General features: G+C 51.4%; 14 protein-coding genes. 2 read left to right on the forward strand and 12 right to left on the reverse strand.

The features are described 5' to 3' along the window. Positions 1-44: 44 nt before the first annotated feature. The 3 genes from B5E53_RS07630 to B5E53_RS07640 all read right to left on the reverse strand — a co-directional run bounded on the left by B5E53_RS07630 (position 45) and on the right by B5E53_RS07640 (position 4,809). Positions 45-3,527, reverse strand: a complete 3,483-nt coding sequence (locus tag B5E53_RS07630) for a DNA polymerase III subunit alpha (RefSeq protein WP_087313759.1) — start codon at positions 3,525-3,527, stop codon at positions 45-47. 139 nt (positions 3,528-3,666) lie between these two features. Next, a complete protein-coding gene (locus B5E53_RS07635; RefSeq protein ID WP_087313761.1) occupies positions 3,667-3,924 on the reverse strand; it encodes a hypothetical protein in 258 nt (85 codons plus the stop codon). Positions 3,925-4,065: 141 nt separating this feature from the next. Further along, the gene (locus B5E53_RS07640) at positions 4,066-4,809 is read right to left on the reverse strand and encodes an N-acetylmannosamine-6-phosphate 2-epimerase (RefSeq protein WP_087313763.1); all 744 of its coding nucleotides are present in this window, start codon (positions 4,807-4,809) and stop codon (positions 4,066-4,068) included. 193 nt (positions 4,810-5,002) lie between these two features. Here B5E53_RS07640 and B5E53_RS07645 point away from each other — a divergent pair, with 193 nt between their 5' ends. Beyond that, positions 5,003-5,752, forward strand: coding sequence for a DeoR/GlpR family DNA-binding transcription regulator (locus B5E53_RS07645; RefSeq protein ID WP_087313765.1), 750 nt, complete (start codon positions 5,003-5,005; stop codon positions 5,750-5,752). Between the two features lie 74 nt (positions 5,753-5,826). Then, positions 5,827-7,167, forward strand: coding sequence for an Ig-like domain-containing protein (locus B5E53_RS07650; protein WP_087313767.1), 1,341 nt, complete (start codon positions 5,827-5,829; stop codon positions 7,165-7,167). Positions 7,168-7,248: 81 nt separating this feature from the next. Here B5E53_RS07650 and B5E53_RS07655 read toward each other — a convergent pair whose 3' ends face one another. The 9 genes from B5E53_RS07655 to B5E53_RS07690 form a co-directional block, all read right to left on the reverse strand. Beyond that, positions 7,249-8,064 carry a Cof-type HAD-IIB family hydrolase gene (locus B5E53_RS07655; protein WP_087313769.1) on the reverse strand — a complete coding sequence of 272 codons (816 nt, stop codon included), beginning with the start codon at positions 8,062-8,064 and terminating at the stop codon, positions 7,249-7,251. A gap of 156 nt (positions 8,065-8,220) precedes the next feature. Then, entirely contained in the window at positions 8,221-9,213 is a 993-nt protein-coding gene (locus tag B5E53_RS07660; protein ID WP_087313771.1) for a type II CAAX endopeptidase family protein, read from the reverse strand. Between the two features lie 105 nt (positions 9,214-9,318). Further along, entirely contained in the window at positions 9,319-10,662 is a 1,344-nt protein-coding gene (locus B5E53_RS07665; protein WP_087313772.1) for a sensor histidine kinase, read from the reverse strand. Between the two features lies 1 nt (position 10,663). Continuing rightward, on the reverse strand, positions 10,664-11,371 hold the full coding sequence (locus B5E53_RS07670) for a LytTR family DNA-binding domain-containing protein (protein WP_087313774.1): 708 nt from the start codon (positions 11,369-11,371) through the stop codon (positions 10,664-10,666). Positions 11,372-11,465: 94 nt separating this feature from the next. After that, on the reverse strand, positions 11,466-13,262 hold the full coding sequence (gene thrS / locus B5E53_RS07675; protein WP_087313776.1) for a threonine--tRNA ligase: 1,797 nt from the start codon (positions 13,260-13,262) through the stop codon (positions 11,466-11,468). A 279-nt stretch (positions 13,263-13,541) separates the two neighbouring features. Then, on the reverse strand, positions 13,542-13,691 hold the full coding sequence (locus B5E53_RS19170) for a hypothetical protein (protein WP_162611838.1): 150 nt from the start codon (positions 13,689-13,691) through the stop codon (positions 13,542-13,544). A 47-nt stretch (positions 13,692-13,738) separates the two neighbouring features. After that, entirely contained in the window at positions 13,739-14,263 is a 525-nt protein-coding gene (locus B5E53_RS07680; protein WP_087313778.1) for a threonine/serine exporter family protein, read from the reverse strand. Between the two features lie 4 nt (positions 14,264-14,267). Next, a complete protein-coding gene (locus B5E53_RS07685; RefSeq protein ID WP_087313780.1) occupies positions 14,268-15,020 on the reverse strand; it encodes a threonine/serine exporter family protein in 753 nt (250 codons plus the stop codon). A gap of 181 nt (positions 15,021-15,201) precedes the next feature. Further along, positions 15,202-16,965: a S8 family peptidase gene (locus tag B5E53_RS07690; RefSeq protein ID WP_087313782.1), complete on the reverse strand. Its 1,764-nt coding sequence runs from the start codon at positions 16,963-16,965 to the stop codon at positions 15,202-15,204. Between the last annotated feature and the right edge of the window lie 28 nt (positions 16,966-16,993).

Raw genomic sequence — 16,993 nt, forward strand, 5'->3', positions numbered from 1 at the left:
AAACCGGATGACTGGAAAATACATCCGGCTTTTCACTTGTCATATTATCTCTTTTTCTGGAATTTTTCAATACTCTTCTCAATAAGCTTTATATTTTTTTCTCCAAAAATGTTCTCAAGTTCCCGCAGCACCTCCGCGTCTCCGGAGAGATTTTCGTAGGACGGAAGCCGCTTCACCGCCTTTTCTTCACGGGAATATATAAGGATTTCCCGCTCTCCCGGATGCTGACGTATCACATCATACAGCATGTTCTGTTTCTCCTGAAAATATCCGATATTCTGTACCTGGATCCATATTTCCTTTGGAACCTGATCCATGGAAATAACGAACTCCGCCACCAGCTTGCCATTTTCCTCAGAGACAGAAGCTCTTCCCTTCACATACACGGCCGTGTCCATGACCAGCAGATCTCTGTACTTCTGATAATCTCTCGGAAACAAAATGACTTCCACTGTTCCATAGAGATCTTCCAGAGTCACAAAGGCCATATTCTGATTCGTTTTGGTAAGTTTAACCGTTACGTTTGAAATCAGACCGCCCACGATATAATTGCGTCCGTCTCTGACCACCGCCAGTCCGCTTTCCTCATCGGGCTCAAAATCTGTGGTTTTGGCGGTAATCTGCTTCTCCATGGACGCCATATAGTCCTGGAGAGGGTGTCCGCTTACGTATATACCCAGCACTTCTTTCTCAAAAGCAAGCTTCTGGGACTGCTCAAATTCACCCACATCCGGATACTGGATTTCGTATTCCTTTTTTTCTTCTTCCGAAAAGAAATCAAACAGCGACATTTGTCCCGTGATATTTTCTTTCTTTTCTCTGGTGACCTCATCGAGCACATAGGCGTATACCATCATCATCTGTCTCCGGGTGGCTCCCAGATTGTCCAGGGCGCCCGCCTTGATCAGGTTCTCAATAGTCCGCTTGTTGATTTCTTTCGAGGTCAGACGCTCCATGAAATCTTTCAGATTCCGGTATTTTCCGTGAGCTTCCCGCTCCTCGATCATCACATCGATGACATTCTTTCCCAGACTCTTGATGGCGCTCAGGCCATAGCGGATGGCGTTGCCGGAAACGGAGAATCCGCTCTCTCCCTCATTGATATCCGGCTGCAAGATCCCGATGCCCATGCTCCGGCAGGTGTTGATATATTCCGTGATCTTCTTTGGATTGGTGATCACCGAGGTCAGCAGCGCCGCCATAAATTCCAGTGGATAATGGCAGCGGAGCCACGCTGTCTGATAGGCTACCACCGCATAGGCGGCAGCGTGGGATTTGTTGAAGGCGTACTTGGCAAAATCAATCATCTCGTCAAACACATGATTAGCCACATCCTCCGGGATTCCCCGCCTGATACAGCCTTCCACGCCCTCTTCCTCATTGCCGTAGACAAAATTCGCCCGCTCCTTGGCCATCACGTCGGCCTTTTTCTTGGACATGGCACGGCGCACCAGATCGCTTCTGCCCAGGGTATAGCCGGCCAGTTTCATAACGATCTGCATGACCTGTTCCTGATAGACGATACAGCCGTAGGTCGGCTCCAGTATCTCCTCCAGCTCCGGACAGCTGTAACGAATGCTGTCCTTATTATTCTTTCCTTTGATATATTTCGGAATAAAATCCATCGGCCCCGGCCGGTACAGGGAGATGCCGGCGATGATATCTTCCAGATTGCCCGGCTTCAGCTCCCTCATGAAAGACTTCATGCCGGCACTCTCCAGCTGGAACACACCGTCTGTCTTAGCCTGACCGATCATCTCGTAAACCTCCGGATCATCATAGTCGATGGCATTGATATCCAGCGGCTGTCCGTTTTTTTTCTCCACCATGCGCACCGCATCCTGGATCACCGTCAGAGTCCTCAGACCCAGGAAATCCATTTTGAGAAGTCCCAGCTCCTCGATGGTGGTCATGGTAAACTGAGTGGTGATCACATTGTCGGCGCCTCTGGAGAGAGGAACAAATTCATCCAGCGGTTCTGAACCGATCACCACGCCGGCAGCGTGAATGGAGGTATGTCTCGGCAGTCCTTCCAGACGCATGGACATATCGATCAGATTCTTCGTCACCTCGTCGGCCTCATAAGCCTGCCGCAGCTCCGGATTATGCTTCAGCGCCTTTTCGATGGTAATCCCCAGCTCCATAGGAATCATTTTCGCCACCTTATCTACCTGCGCATACGGAATATTCATGACCCGTCCCACGTCCCGCACCGCCATACGGGCAGCCATGGTACCAAAGGTGATGATCTGCACCACCTTGTCCTTGCCATATTTTTCATACACATAATCAATGACTTCCTGCCGCCGCTCATAGCAGAAGTCAATATCAATATCCGGCATGGACACACGTTCCGGATTCAGAAAACGTTCAAAAATCAGCTGATACCGAATGGGATCGATATTGGTGATCTCCAGACAATAGGCCACAATGCTTCCCGCCGCAGATCCCCGTCCCGGTCCCACGGCAATATCCTGACTTTTGGCAAACCGGATAAAATCCCATACAATAAGGAAGTAATCCACATACCCCATATTTTTGATGGTGTCAAGCTCATAAGCCAAACGCTCTTTCAAATCTTCCGGCGGTGGGTCGCCATAACGCTTCACCAGCCCTTTTTCACACAATTCCTTCAGATAAGAAAACGCGTCATACCCTTCCGGCACATCAAACTTCGGCACCTTCTGCTCTCCGAAAACAATCTCCACATTGCACCGCTCCGCGATCTTGTGGGTGTTCTCCAGCGCCTCCTTCGCATAAGGAAAGACCTTCTGCATCTCCTCTTCTGATTTCAGGAAAAACTGTCCCCCCTCATAGCGCATCCGGTCCTGGTCGGTGACCAGCTTTCCGGTCTGGATACACAGGAGAATATCATGAGGCACCGCATCTTCTTCCTTAATATAATGCACATCGTTGGTGACCACCAGCGGGATATCCAGCTCCTTGGACATGCGCATGATCACCGAATTCACCTGGGTCTGCTGCCGCAGTCCGTGATCCTGCAGCTCCAGAAAGAAGTTGCCCTGTCCAAACAGCTCGTTCATTCTCCGTGCCGCAGCCCGGGCACCCTCATAATCTTCCTTTAATATCTTGTTGGGAATCTCACCCGCCAGGCAGGCGCTCAGCGCGATGATCCCCTCATGATACCGCTCCAGGATCTCATAATCCACCCGCGGCTTATAGTAGTATCCTTCCGTAAAGCCCCGGGTGACGATCTTCATCAGGTTCTTGTATCCCTGGTTATTCTCCGCCAGCAGCACCAGATGATAATATCTGTCATCCCCTCTGCTCTGCTCCCGGTCAAAACGGGAGCCGGGAGCCACATAGATCTCACAGCCGAGAATAGGCTTCACTCCCACTTCTTTTGCCTTTTTATAAAAATCGATCACACCGTACATGACTCCATGGTCCGTGATGGCAAGGCTGTCCATGCCCAGTTCCTTAGCCCGGGGCAGAAGCTCACTGATCTTGCTGGAGCCGTCCAGCAGACTGTATTCCGTATGCACGTGCAAATGTGTAAACGCCAACGGCTTCACCTCCTGTTTTTCTCAAATGTAAAAGAATCCGTCCTGAATCTTCCGGGATTCAGAACGGATATCCTGGCAGGCCGCCTTTCGGGGCCCGGTGTGCAGTGCTGATCAGGCGGAATCTCATCCGCGCAAATACCTACTCTGACAAAGTCGGATGCAGTATTCCGTAATTATCAGTCGCAATCAGATTATAAAAGGTACTGGTATTGTCTTCCGGTGCCGGGTTCAATTTCTGGTAAAAAGAGAATCCGACTCCGCCGATAATGCAGATCAGACACAGATACCCGATCCACTTGACTGCTCTGCTCTTTCTTTTCTCCTTGGCAATAATCTTTTTGCGGTTCTTTTTATATTCTTTCTGTTTGTCCACCTTTGCCTGGCTCATCTGCCTCATCTCGCTTTCTGCTCATCTTTTTCATCTGCATTTATTATACCGAATTCTTTTCTTCCCCGCAAGAATTATATCCTTGTTGTTTTTAAAATATATGCGTTTCCCGGACATCCGCCGCCGGCTCTGCAGTTCTGAAAGATCGGATCACTGTTCTGAGGTATCGTCTCCGTCATCCTCATAACGCCGCAGCAAATCCACAAACCGCTTTGCAGTCAGATGCGGCCTCGTGATGGCACTGCCCACCACCACTGCGTGGGCGCCCAGATACATACATTTCATGGCATCCTCCGGTGTGTTCAGATGCCCTTCCATCATCATATACACATCCTGACCGAAATCCCGGCACATGCGGGCAAACTCCCGGTAATCCGGACACGGCCGGTCCTGCGTGTAGTCTGTATAGCCGCAGAGAGTCGGCGCCACAATGTCCGCCCCCAGCTCCACTGCCCGTTTGGCCTCCTCATAATTGGACACATCTGCAAATGTGATGGCCTCCGGAATCGCTTCTTTTACCTGCGGCAGCAGCTTCCAGGCAATGGTCTTCTCGTGGGTCAGCCTCCCGGTACAGTCCATGGCAATAATATCCGCCCCGGCCTCCCACACCGCTTTTGCAGCTTCCAGAGTCGGTGTGATATAAACGCCGGTATCTTCATTCCATATTTTGTACAATCCGATCACCGGCAGCTGCACCGCCTCCCTGATCTGCCGGATCTGCTCCGGGGTGTTGGCCCGGATACCCACGGCACCGGCCCATTTGGCGGCCTCCGCCATCTTCACCGCCATATCTTTCGTATAGATCGGATCCTCCGGCTGCACCTGGCAGGATACCACCAGTCCTCCCCGCAGAGATTCCAGGATCTCTCTCTTTCTTTTATCCGTTGTTTTCATGGTATTCTCCTTCCTCGTCTGTCAGTATTTTCTGTTTTCAAATATCCTCTGTCTCTTCTGATGTTCTTTTCTTTCTCAGATATCTTATCACAGTTTGCATCTATAGGAAAGAAAGAGAAAAATAAGATAAATATCTCTTTTCCTTTTTGATTCGATATGATATACTTCTGTTAGAAAGAAAGAGGTGTTTCAAATGACAGAACGACAGTCCAAACTCATAAAATTGGTAAACATTTATCAAAAGATTGAAGTGAGCCGTCTGGCTGAGCTTCTTGACGTGTCCCAGGTCACCATCCGCAAGGATCTTGATCATCTGGAAGACGAAGGACTGCTGACCCGTGAACATGGATATGCGCTCATCAAGAACGCAAACGATATCAATACCCGCCTGACGATCAACTACGACACCAAGCTGAAAATCGCCACCAAGGCGGCGGAAATGGTTTCCAACGGGGAGACTGTCATGCTGGAATCCGGTTCCACCTGCGCCCTGCTGGCCGAACAGCTGGCGAAGCTGAAAAAGGATATCACCATCATCACCAATTCCGCCTACATCGCCATCCGTATCCGGGAGATGCCGGTACGCAAGGTCATCCTGCTGGGCGGAGAATATCAGAAAGAATACCAGGGTATGGTCGGCCCCCTTGTCCGCAAATGTGCCAAAGAGTTTTTCGTGGACAAGTTTTTTGTGGGCACCGACGGTTTTATTCCGGATGCCGGTTTTACCTGCGACGATCTGATGCGGGTGGAGACTATGAAATACATGGCTAACTCCGCCAACCGGACCATCATTCTGGCAGATTCCAGCAAGTTCTCTCAGAAGGGCGTTGTCATCCAGTCCACCTTTTCCGATATAGACACTCTTTGTACTGATTCCGGAATCTCTGCGGAGATCGCAGATATCCTGACCCGGAACAATATTCATGTTGAAATAGCAGAATAAGGGCAGCCGTTCAGTCATACGCCGCCAGAGCGAAAGAGGCGCTAAAGCTGAATGGTTACGAATAAGGAGTTTATATGTTTCGAATACCAAAACGTTTTTTATGCCTGCTGTCCGCCGGTATCCTTTTTGCCGGCGCCCAGCCGGGCTTTTTTGTTACTGCACAATCTCAGATTTCCCCGGCTTCTTCATCCTTGGCAGTTTCTCAGGTTTCCCAGGCGGAACCTCTGGCCATGACCACAGAGGAGACGAGAAGTATTCCGGGGAGTTCGCATCTGATGATTTTTTCCTGTTTAAGCTCCAGTCCCGCCACGGCATCCGTCACTCCGGAGGGCGTCATCACCGCCCGGTCCGCCGGCAGTGCCACAATCTTGTACAACACGGTGGAAGGCTTTCACAGCCTTCGTGTGACGGTATCCGACGCCGCTGAAAACAGCGGACAGAAAAACAGCGGCACAACCGGGCAGCCGGAAGCTTCCATTCCTGTGGAACTTTCTGATCAGGTGCTTTTTATGGAACCCGATGATTCCTACACGCTGACACTGTCCGGCGATCTTTCCGCCGCCAGGAAGGCATCTCTCCACTGGGAAAGCAGCGACAGCAGCGTAGCTGATGTGGATACCTCCGGGAAAATCACCGCCCGCGGCAAAGGTTCCGCTGTCATCACCTGCACCAGCGGAGACAGCAGCGATTCCGTCTCCGTCAACGTGGTGACCCGGGACTACGATGGCAATGCCTGTGATTTTTCCATTCTCACCGCCCGCGGCAGCACTCGAACCTACCGTCTGTACAAACAGAACGCCCACAACTACCCAAAATATGAGAATTATCTGGCCTGGCACGGCTGCGCCACCTGTTCTCTGACCTCCGTACTGGGCGCTTACAATCCGGACTACGCCGGCATACTACCAAATGAAGTCATCGACGGTCCGGAAAAGGATACCGTCAACCCGGATGCCTGGAACCGCGAACATAAAGAGCGCTCTCTGCCAAAGCAGATGCCGCTCTCCATGTATGGTATCAGTTCCATATTGGAAAAACATGATGTGACTGTGGATTATGTCCGCACCTATTCTTCCGACGAAGAGGCCTCCGCCGACATCCTCAGTCATTTAAAAACCGGCAATCCGGTCATCTTTGAAGTCCGCCAGAAGAGCAATAAAACCGGCAAAAAGAGTTCCCGCTGGACCAATTCCTATCACACTATGGTGCTCCTTGGAGTGCTCACCAACGGCAAGGTCCTGGTCTACGACCCGGTGGACAAAAACTGGAAAAATAACGGGAACCGAATCACCATCACCGACTTAAGCGATGTGATGGAATTCATGTTCCCGTGCACAAAAATGGACAAAGCTATGTATTATAACGGCGCCGCCTCCGACGGCGGTTATATCAAAGTCTTTGATTCAGCGGAGTAATCGGTATCCGCCCGTTCCGGCAGCAGTCCATGGCAGAATAACCGGTGTCTGCAGTTTATCTCTGCCATTCATATCCGCCATTTATACCTGCGGCGTTTCCACGGAAGCCGGAATCTGCCGCAGGATCTTCATGACACCGTCTTCATCATTGGAGGCGGTGATATATTTTGCAATCTCTTTCAACTTCGGATGCGCATTTTCCATGGCGTAGCTTTCCCCGCAGCTCAACAGAAGATCGTAGTCATTGAGGTAATCCCCAAAGGCCATGGATTCCTCCTTCTTTATATGAAGACTCTCCTCAATGGCCTCCATGGCGGAGCCCTTGCTTACCGAGCGGTTGGCCACGTCGATCCAGCTGTCGCCGGACAGTACCGCTGCGATGGTCTCCGGGATGCCCGACAGGCTGTTATACACCTCTTCTGCCCTATACTCGTCTATAAAAACAGCAATCTTTGCGATGATATCCTTTCCGATACACTCTTCCAGCGAATCCACAAACTCAAGGCTGTGATAATACATACGTCCGTTTTCTTCCGCCAATCCGGAACTATGCTTCATGTACGCCGCCTTCGCTCCGCACAAAATCAGATCCAGCCCCGGCATGGCTCCAAAATATTCAATACACCAACGGATATCTTCCTCAGATATCGCATTGCTGTAGATCATCTTTCCCTGCTTAAACACAAAACTGCCGTTGTCAGCCACATACATCAGGCACTCATTAAGAGATGGAAACATATCCCTGAGCGTCGCATACTGTCTGCCGCTGGCAAGCACCGTCTGGATCTCCGGATGGGACAGCACCCAGCTCTCAAAATCTGCCGGAGCGTTCTTCCCGCTGTCCAGCAAAGTTCCATCCATATCCACAGCCACCAGTTTTACATTTTTATTCACCATCACTGTTCTCCTTTTTTCTGTAAATATTCTCTTTTTCCATCATAGGCATTTTTAGATAATACCACAACAATATAGAAAAAACCAGCCGGATTCATTTCCCGGCAAAAAAGTCCCGGGATATTCCCGGAACTTTCCGATACTTCCAAACCATTTATTTTAAGTCAGCCGCTCAATGCCGCCCGTCATGGTCAGGATCTCCATGGCGATAAAGAGCAGCATCCACACTGCCGTAAAAGCATACACATAATATTTCCGCGAGGTATTGTTCCGGCTGAAGTACGCCGCAATACGCTTCCGGTGCCGTACCAGCAGAACACATCCTGCCACGCACAGCCCGCCGATCACAAGGACATACACCAGCTGCTGGCCGCTCTCCGGCATTCCTTTCAACAGCCGTGTAAACATATCTCCAAACAGCAGATTATTCATCACATGCAGAACCATTGAAACATAGATGGAGTATTCCATGGCTGCGTATCCAAAGACCAGGCCCACCAGAAACGCAAAGATTCCCTGGAGCAAGTTGCCGTGCATCAGTCCGAATATTGCTGACGATACCAGAATGGCAAAAGTCTTGCCGTATCTCTGCAGACTTCTCATGACAAAGCCCCGATAGATGATCTCTTCGACAACCGGCCCAAAGATTCCGGCATACAAAACCATGGACAAGGTCTGACTGGTTTTCGTGGCCGTCTCTATGGAACTCATCATGCTGTAACCCAGCTGATTGGCCGCCGCCTCGGCGCCCGCTGCCATCAGAGAAAACAGCACCTGCGCCGTCATCATAAAGCAGAGCAGTTCGATAAATCTCCCTGCCCGCGGCATTTTCCCCGCCGCGAACATCGGTCTCAGCAGATGATCTCTCCGAAAATACAGCAGCAGAACCGCCGTTCCGATGAGAACAGCCAGGATACTGGAACTGCCGGAATGCAGAAGTTCTTTCAAAAGCGCGTCCACCGCGGCATCCTGCTGTGCTCCGGCCGGCTGCTTTACAAGCACCATGACGGTCTTTGCGATCATGTCCCCCACCACCACGAGCAAAATGAGGATATTATAGAGCAAAACTCCGCGCATCACATGATTGATATGTTTTTTCATATGCTGTTTCTTTGATCGTATTTTTATTTCTGTTACATTCTTATCTTTCATATACTGCCTCCGTTCTCCCCGCCTGTCATTATCAGGGTGTGTTGTTCTTGTCTGCAGTATATGATATATTCTCCCGGCACAGGCAGGAATTGTTGTGAACGGCCCTTATTTTGTTGCGAACGGATCCTGTTTTGTGGTAAACAGCGCCGCCTCCAGAGTGAAGACGCCTTCACTGACATTTCTTTCGATATGCCCCATATATTTTTCCGCGGCTCTTTCCATATTCATAATGCCAAAACCATGCCAGTCTGCGTCGCCCTTACGGGTAGTCCCGGCCGCCAATATCTTTTCATCGCCCTGTACCGGATTTTCAAACCGGAACAGCCACATATTTCCCTGCCCGGCAATCTTCACCCGAATCCACTTTTCTTCCAGCTCTGAATGTTCCAGATATTCCAGCGCATTATCCAGGGCGTTGGAAAAAATCGTACAGATATCCAGCATCTCCACACCGCAGTCCTGCGGCAGCCTGCCTTCCACTTCCATGACGGCTCCCAATTCTCCGGCCCTGCGGTTCTTTTCATTTAAAATGGCGTCGGCAATGTCATTGCCACATTGAATCCCCACCTCGCTGCGGGCCAGTTCTTCTCCCAGCTGCGCCAGGTAATCGCGAATCTCGTTATTTTTCCCCTCCCCGGCCAGCACGGACAGAACCGCATAATGATTCTTCATGTCATGGCGCACTCTTCTTACTTCCTGCTGCGCCTGGCGGTACGCTTTGAAATGTTCCAACTCCGCATTCAGATATCGTTCTGTCAGCTGTGCCTCTCTCTGATAGTATTCCTTTTTGCTTCCCTGCATCACAAAGGCGATCACCGCCACAGCCAAAAGAGCGATACTGATGCTTCCCGTCATCAGGAACAAAATGCGCCAGCCGCCGCCCAGTTCATATCCCGACACATTTTCCATGACGCCGATCAAAACCACCGCCATGAAGAATACAAAAACGCCGCCCAGGTTCAACAGCCACCGTTCGCCCCGGCTCAGCCTGCGGTATTCCCACTGACTTTTGAGCTGTTTCCGAAAACGGCGGCCTCTCCTCCAGAATACCAGCAGCGCCAGACAAAACGCCACATCCATGGCATAGGTGAATCCCTCGCTGCTTTTGGCTCCGGTAAACACACAATAAAGCGAGGTGCTGGCCGCCACCAGCATAAACAGATAACCGGAAATGGGCAGGAAAAGGAACATGCCCCGCAGCCGTCTTTCCTTCCGGGTAAGGAACACATACAGACAAAAAAAGGCCAGGGGCCACAGGACCCCTGCCGCCTCCGGCCTGCCGGGAACCAGTCTGAAACCTATGAGAAACACCAGAACACTTCCGCCAAACAGATACGTACTCCGCTTTCGTGCAAATCCCGGCTCCATATAAATGTAATGGTAACACAAAATCATCGAGAGCAGCATCACACTCCCGCTGAACATTTCATAAATATCCATAAACGGCATATCATTTCTCCCGCAGATACCGGGTCATCTTTTCCCGGAACAATTCTCTCCGGCGGCCGCTGACCGGCAGCGTTCCGCCATCCTCCATCAAAACATTTTTCCCGTCAAAGGAACAGATATGAGACAGATTCACGATATAACTCCGGTGAATCTGAAAAAAGGAATCCTCCGGCAGAGAGGCGAACAGATCCTTCATCCGTCCCCGCATCAAAAGGCTTTCTCCCTCTGTCAGAATATTCAAATAAACATTTTCACTCTTTATATAGAAAATATCTTCACAATCCACATACACTTCCCGGTCCCCGGTGGGAATCTTCAGCTTATGACGGGCCGCCGTCAGAGAGCTCCGCTCCACCGCCCGGAGCGCTTCCACCAGCTTTTCCTGCCGCAGAGGCTTCGCCAGGAAGCGAAAAGCCTGCACCTCGTACCCTTCCATGGCCAGCTCCGTGTGACTGGTAAGAAGAAGGACAGGAAGGTCCGGATAATCTGCCCGAAGACGCCGGGCCGTCTCCAGCCCGTCCATCCCCTTCATCTCAATATCGAGGAAAATGCAGGCGGCCTCTTCCGGCTCCCGCTCCATCATCCGCAGCAGCTCTTCGCCCGAAGAGACGGAGAGAATCAGCACGTCAAGACTCTGATAATATTCCCTCAGACGTTTTTCCAGGTCTTCACAGATATATTTTTCATCATCACAGACTATGATCTTCATTCTGATACTCTCCTGTCTTTTCACATTTCCGTTTTTACCCGCTGCTGCCTGTATTTTGCCAGCTGCTCCACTCTTTTTCTCACACGAACGTGCTTTATTTGTTTTCCGGCTTTGCCGCAGGGCGGGTCAGTCCTTCTTCTTCCAGAGCTTCGCAGAACTCCTGAAGTCCCATCATACCCAGATCCTGTTTGTCATTTTCAGCGTCACGTTTTCTCACGGAAACCATCTGCTGTTCTTCTTCCTTGGCTCCCACAATGAGCATGTACGGTACTTTGGCCAGTCTCGCCTCACGAATCTTGTATCCAAGCTTCTCATTGCGCTCATCCAGCTCCGCACGGATATTTTTTGCTTTCAGCTGACGAAGCACCTCATTGGCATATTCCGCATGTTTTTCTGATACCGGAAGGATTCTCACCTGCACCGGAGACAGCCACAGCGGGAACTTGCCGGCGTAATGCTCGATGAGGATACCGATGAACCGCTCAATGGAACCAAAGACAACCCGGTGAATCATGATCGGACGGTATTTCTCTCCATCGGCTCCGATGTATTCCGCCTCAAACCGCTGCGGCAGCTGGAAATCCAGCTGGATCGTACCGCACTGCCAGGTTCTTCCAATGGAATCCTTCAGATGGAAGTCCAGCTTCGGGCCGTAGAACGCGCCGTCTCCTTCATTGACCACATAATCCATACCCATATTTTCAATGGCCTGACGGAGAGCGTCCGTTGCCATCTCCCAGTCTTCGTCGCTTCCCATACTGTCTTCCGGTCTTGTAGACAATTCTACATGATATTCGAAACCAAATCCAGTATAAACTTCATCAATGAGCCGCACTACATTCTGGATTTCGGAAAGCATCTGATCCGGCGTCATGAAAATGTGGGCATCATCCTGCGTAAAACATCTTGCCCGCATGAGACCGTGAAGCTGTCCGGATTTCTCATGACGATGCACGGTTCCCAGCTCGCCAAGGCGCAGCGGCAGCTCCCGGTAGGAATGAGGCTCCATCTTGTAGACCAGCATACCGCCCGGACAGTTCATCGGCTTCACCGCAAAGTCCACATCATCGATCTTTGTGGTGTACATGTTTTCCCGGTAGTGATCCCAGTGACCGGAAGTCTCCCAGAGGCTCCGCTCCAGAATCATCGGCGTGGAAATCTCCTGATACCCTTCCCGCTCATGAATCTTTCTCCAGTAGTCAATGAGTACATTTTTGAGAATCATTCCCTTCGGCAGGAAGAACGGAAAGCCCGGCCCTTTGTCAGAGAAGAAGAATAACCCCTGTTCTTTGCCCAGTTTCCGGTGATCTCTTCTCTTTGCTTCCTCGATCATAAACAGGTACTCATCCAGCATGGAAGCCTTCGGGAAAGAAATTCCGTAAATCCGGGTGAGCATTTTGTTGTGCTCATCTCCCCGCCAGTAAGCGCCGGCCAGAGACAAGAGTTTAAACGCCTTGATATTTCCTGTATTTGTAATATGCGGGCCGCTGCAGAATTCCTCATATTCTCCTTGCTGGTAAAATGTGATCGTCTCCTCATCCGGCAGTTCTTCGATCATTTCCACCTTGTAATCTTCTTTCTGCTGCTCCATGTAGGAAAGAGCGTCCGCCTTTTTTACCTCCCGCACGGAAAGCGGCAGATTTTCTTTTACGATGCGGCGCATTTCTTCCTCCACCGCTTTTAAATGTTCCTCCGCAAACGGGAAAGAAAACTCAAAATCATAATAAAATCCATTGTCAATGGCCGGTCCGATGGCACATTTCGTGTCCGGATACAGCCGTTTTACCGCCTGGGCCATCACATGGGAGCTGGTATGCCAGAAGGCCTTTTTTACCTCCTCCTGTTCAAACTTTCCATCCATGACCTGTCCGTCTCTCAATAATACTTTCATAATATGCATCTCCTTTTAAATTTCCTGAAAATAACAGAGAGTTCTGCCCGGCAGAACTCTCGCGCCTGCGGCGGGTCGCGAAAGCGGCATCTTCCTATCCGCCGCAGTGCGCTCCCCGCGGAGCGTTTTTTATTTCATAGGAATGCAATCTCCTATGAAATAAAAAAGCACCCCGGAAAGACACGATCCATATGTCTTCCAAGGGTGCGTATCGCACGGTTCCACCTTTATGTTTCACTTCAGATTCTGACAAATCCTAACCCTTAACGCAGGTGTACGTCAGCGCTTACCAATCTGTCCTGCTCCGGCAGGCTCTCCGCGGTCTTCCTGTCTGCCCTCAGACAGCTCCCCGCTCTCCGGCAGATATTCCTCTCCGCCGTCAGTCTTCGGCGCTGCGGCTCTGGAATGGTTTTCGTAAACGTTCCACATAAACGGCTTCCACCAGCTGCCGTTCTCTCTGGATGCTTCCCGGTAAACTACTCTTTTCCGTCATCGCTTTTGCTTTGTTCTTCGTTTGTGATAATAGCACCGGCTTTTTTATTTGTCAACGCCTTCTGAACACAAAGATGCAGAATTTTATGTATCAGATCAAAGAGTGCCGACATGAGACAGATACCCGCTGCCAGTCCCAGCGCGTACATCACCAGCTCCGAGCCGTAGCCGCGGCTCACCGCCCACCGGTTTCTCACCGCGTTGCTCATCATATAATAGAGGGAACCTCCGGGAATCAGAGGGATCAGAGTGGTGATCACATACAGGTTGGCCGGACACCGCCGGACTCTGGCAAGAATTTCCCCGTACAGCACAGAAAACATCCCGGCACAGACGGAGGGTACAAAAATACCATCCAGAAAGGCCGCCAGATAATAATAGAGAATCCAGTCCAGCATTCCTCCTGCCGCCGCTGTCAGCAGATGTCTCGGTTTCATGTTAAATATCATCCCAAATCCCAGGGAACCGGCAAACGCCGTCACCGTTTTTACCGCCATCATTTCCATCATCTTCTCACACCCCCGTCATCCAGACCGCGCCCATGAATCCGCAGGCCAGGGCGCCTGCCCACAACAGTGATTCGATCAGCCGCATAATACCTGATATCGTATCTCCGATCAGAACATTCCGCACCGCATTGGTCAGGGCCAGACCCGGAATCAGCAGCATGATGTCTCCAATCATGATCTTGTCCACATGCACCGGCAGAAACCCGGCCAGCAGGCAGATGATCGTCCCGGTCACAAAAGAGACGATCAGATTAAAAATCACATTATTCATACAAAGAGGCGCCAGCCGTCTCTGCATGGCGCAGATCAGCACCGCCACCAGAGCCGCCATGGCCCCGTCGGCGGCATTTCCTCCAAAGAACATGGCGAGACTGCCGGCGGCCAGCATGCTTCCACAATAAAAATACAGTCTTCCCTGCCGGAACTCTCTGATCCGTTTTATCTCCGCCGTCAATTCTTCCACAGGCAGAGGATGCGCACAGCACCGCCTGCTCAGCGCGTTCAGTTCTTCAATCTTTGTAAAATCCGTATCTCCCGAGGAGCGGATCCGTTTCGTCTGGGTCAGCATCTCTCCGTCCGGAAAAGTGATCGTCACCACAATACTGGACGTGATCGCAAAGACATCGGTCTCCGACGCCCCATAAGCCCTTCCCATCCGGACGATGGTCTCCTCCACGCGCTTTACCTCCGCGCCATTGGTAAGCAGCAGCTCACCCACGTGAATGAGCTGCTGCAAAATCTTTCCCCTTGTGTCCATATGAACTTCCTCCGGTTTTGCCGCTGCCGCGGCTTCTTTTATCCACAGGAATTATAAATGATTTCACAAAAATCCGCCACCATATTTTTCTTCAATTCCACCTGATCGCTCCGGTCTCTTTTTATCCAGCACATTCACCCCGCCACATTCTCAGGATTCTGCATTTGCTTTATGCCTTCTCTCACCTCCGCATGGACAAAAAAGCATCGTACAGATTCACAATCCCATATCCCCACTCCCGGTTGGGATACTCATAAGCGCCGGAACGCACCGCCCCCTGAATCAGATAAAACCGCATATTCTGCCCATTTAATGATAAATCATTTTCTTTCACAATGGCCCACTCCTGCATCAGCGCCCCGATGCCCGCTCCAAAGGCGGCGGCCACACTGCTTCCGCTGCGGCTTACCTCCCGGCGGCTGCCGCCGGACTCCTGCGCTCCGTCCTGTTCCGGACGACGGACGGCCGTCGGCGCCGGAATATGCACATTGACCCCCGGCGCCGCCAGATCCGGCTTCACCCTGCCATCCCTCGTATACCCCTGACTGGCACGGACATACAGGCTCTCCGTATTCACCTCATAGGGCACATAGGTGATTCCGTAAAAAGCATCTCCGGGAGAAGTCAGGGTATCCGAGGCCTCCGGACTCACAAAAAATGTCTCTTCCCGGAGAAAATTCGTAATGGGCATCCAGAGATTAAAGGTCCGGTTTCCGGTTCCCCGGGCGTAAACCTGCAGCCGCCACAATCCCGCGGACGGACTGCGGAAATTCATCCGGATCACCTGCTCTCCGCCGACAGTCTCCCCCGCAAACGAACGGATCTGCAGAACAGTATTTTCCGGGAAAAAACGAATGTTCCGGAATTCATTGCGTTTCAGCTGAATCCGCTCCACATTTTCTCCTCCCGGCGAGATCAGTCCCACTGAGAAATTCACCGGAGCGTCGCCCCACAACTCCATGATAAATCCATTTTCACCGTCTGCTACATTGAATTCCACCGTCTCAAACTCCTGATCCTGCGGTACATTTCCCCGGAAATGATGCCCGCTGATCCCTTCATTTCCCGAAGCGATATGAACGGAAATCCCCGGCAGCAGGGAAATCTGAGAAATGTACCGCTCCAGACTGCCGTTGCCCCCGTGTCCGCCCAGATTGGTGCCGATGCCCAGACAGATGGACACCGGTCTTTGCAGCGCTGTGGCTGTATCCAGCACATACCGGATGGCAAGCATCACATCGTCTTCCTGACAGGCCCACACGTCATCCCGGATGGAATAAAAATCCAGCAGATACTGCTTCGGGCGTTTCAGCTTTACCACCACCAGCTCACTATCCGGCGCCGCCCCGGAGAATCCTGCCTCCTCATCTTCCCTGCCGGCCGCTACGGCTGCCAGGAAAGTGCCGTGTCCGTTTTCATCCCGGGGCAGTATTCTCGGTTCCTCCTCCAGCGCCCGGTCAATCTCCTCCCTGTCCCATTCCCGTCCAAAGGAATATCCCGCCGGTTTTTTCCCTTCCTGATCCTCCTGATCCCAGTAGGCGGCAATCTTAGTGCCTCCGTCTTCATAGCGAAAAAAAGAGCTGGTCAGATCCACCCCCGTATCAATGATGCCGACCAGCGTCCCCTGGCCTCGGAGCCCCAGCTGCGGAGACAGCCGCACTCTCGTCACCCCGGCCGCTTCCAGCTCCCGGGAATCCATGAGCCCATACACCCTGGGCACTTTATTATAATCAATATCTTCTCTCTCCCCGGTAAAGTCTCCCGGCTGATACATATACGCAATGGCCTGATTATATCCCACGGGATCCAGACAGAGATCCGGATAATTTTCCAGAAAAGAGCCTCCGTCCAACAGATAATCGATCAGATAATTCTGATAGTTCTCATCTATGGCCGCATTGGCGCAGTCCCTCTCACCGGCCTGCTGATATTGCAAATTTCCCATATATCCGCTTCCATTTCTCGTCACTTTT

Origin of the sequence: Eubacterium sp. An11 (assembly GCF_002161065.1) — a bacterium.
Lineage (GTDB): Bacteria > Bacillota > Clostridia > Lachnospirales > Lachnospiraceae > Anaerobutyricum > Anaerobutyricum faecale.

What these genes read in the sequence shown, in the direction of transcription:
- B5E53_RS07645 (WP_087313765.1), top strand. Translation starts at nt 5,003, where the DNA reads ATGACAGAACGACAGTCCAAACTCATAAAATTGGTAAACATTTATCAA.
- B5E53_RS07685 (WP_087313780.1), bottom strand. Translation starts at nt 15,020, where the DNA reads ATGGACACAAGGGGAAAGATTTTGCAGCAGCTCATTCACGTGGGTGAG.
- B5E53_RS07655 (WP_087313769.1), bottom strand. Translation starts at nt 8,064, where the DNA reads ATGGTGAATAAAAATGTAAAACTGGTGGCTGTGGATATGGATGGAACT.
- B5E53_RS07680 (WP_087313778.1), bottom strand. Translation starts at nt 14,263, where the DNA reads ATGATGGAAATGATGGCGGTAAAAACGGTGACGGCGTTTGCCGGTTCC.
- B5E53_RS07665 (WP_087313772.1), bottom strand. Translation starts at nt 10,662, where the DNA reads ATGCCGTTTATGGATATTTATGAAATGTTCAGCGGGAGTGTGATGCTG.
- B5E53_RS07635 (WP_087313761.1), bottom strand. Translation starts at nt 3,924, where the DNA reads ATGAGGCAGATGAGCCAGGCAAAGGTGGACAAACAGAAAGAATATAAA.
- B5E53_RS07670 (WP_087313774.1), bottom strand. Translation starts at nt 11,371, where the DNA reads ATGAAGATCATAGTCTGTGATGATGAAAAATATATCTGTGAAGACCTG.
- B5E53_RS07660 (WP_087313771.1), bottom strand. Translation starts at nt 9,213, where the DNA reads ATGAAAGATAAGAATGTAACAGAAATAAAAATACGATCAAAGAAACAG.
- B5E53_RS07690 (WP_087313782.1), bottom strand. Translation starts at nt 16,965, where the DNA reads ATGGGAAATTTGCAATATCAGCAGGCCGGTGAGAGGGACTGCGCCAAT.
- thrS (WP_087313776.1), bottom strand. Translation starts at nt 13,262, where the DNA reads ATGAAAGTATTATTGAGAGACGGACAGGTCATGGATGGAAAGTTTGAA.
- B5E53_RS07640 (WP_087313763.1), bottom strand. Translation starts at nt 4,809, where the DNA reads ATGAAAACAACGGATAAAAGAAAGAGAGAGATCCTGGAATCTCTGCGG.
- B5E53_RS19170 (WP_162611838.1), bottom strand. Translation starts at nt 13,691, where the DNA reads ATGTGGAACGTTTACGAAAACCATTCCAGAGCCGCAGCGCCGAAGACT.
- B5E53_RS07650 (WP_087313767.1), top strand. Translation starts at nt 5,827, where the DNA reads ATGTTTCGAATACCAAAACGTTTTTTATGCCTGCTGTCCGCCGGTATC.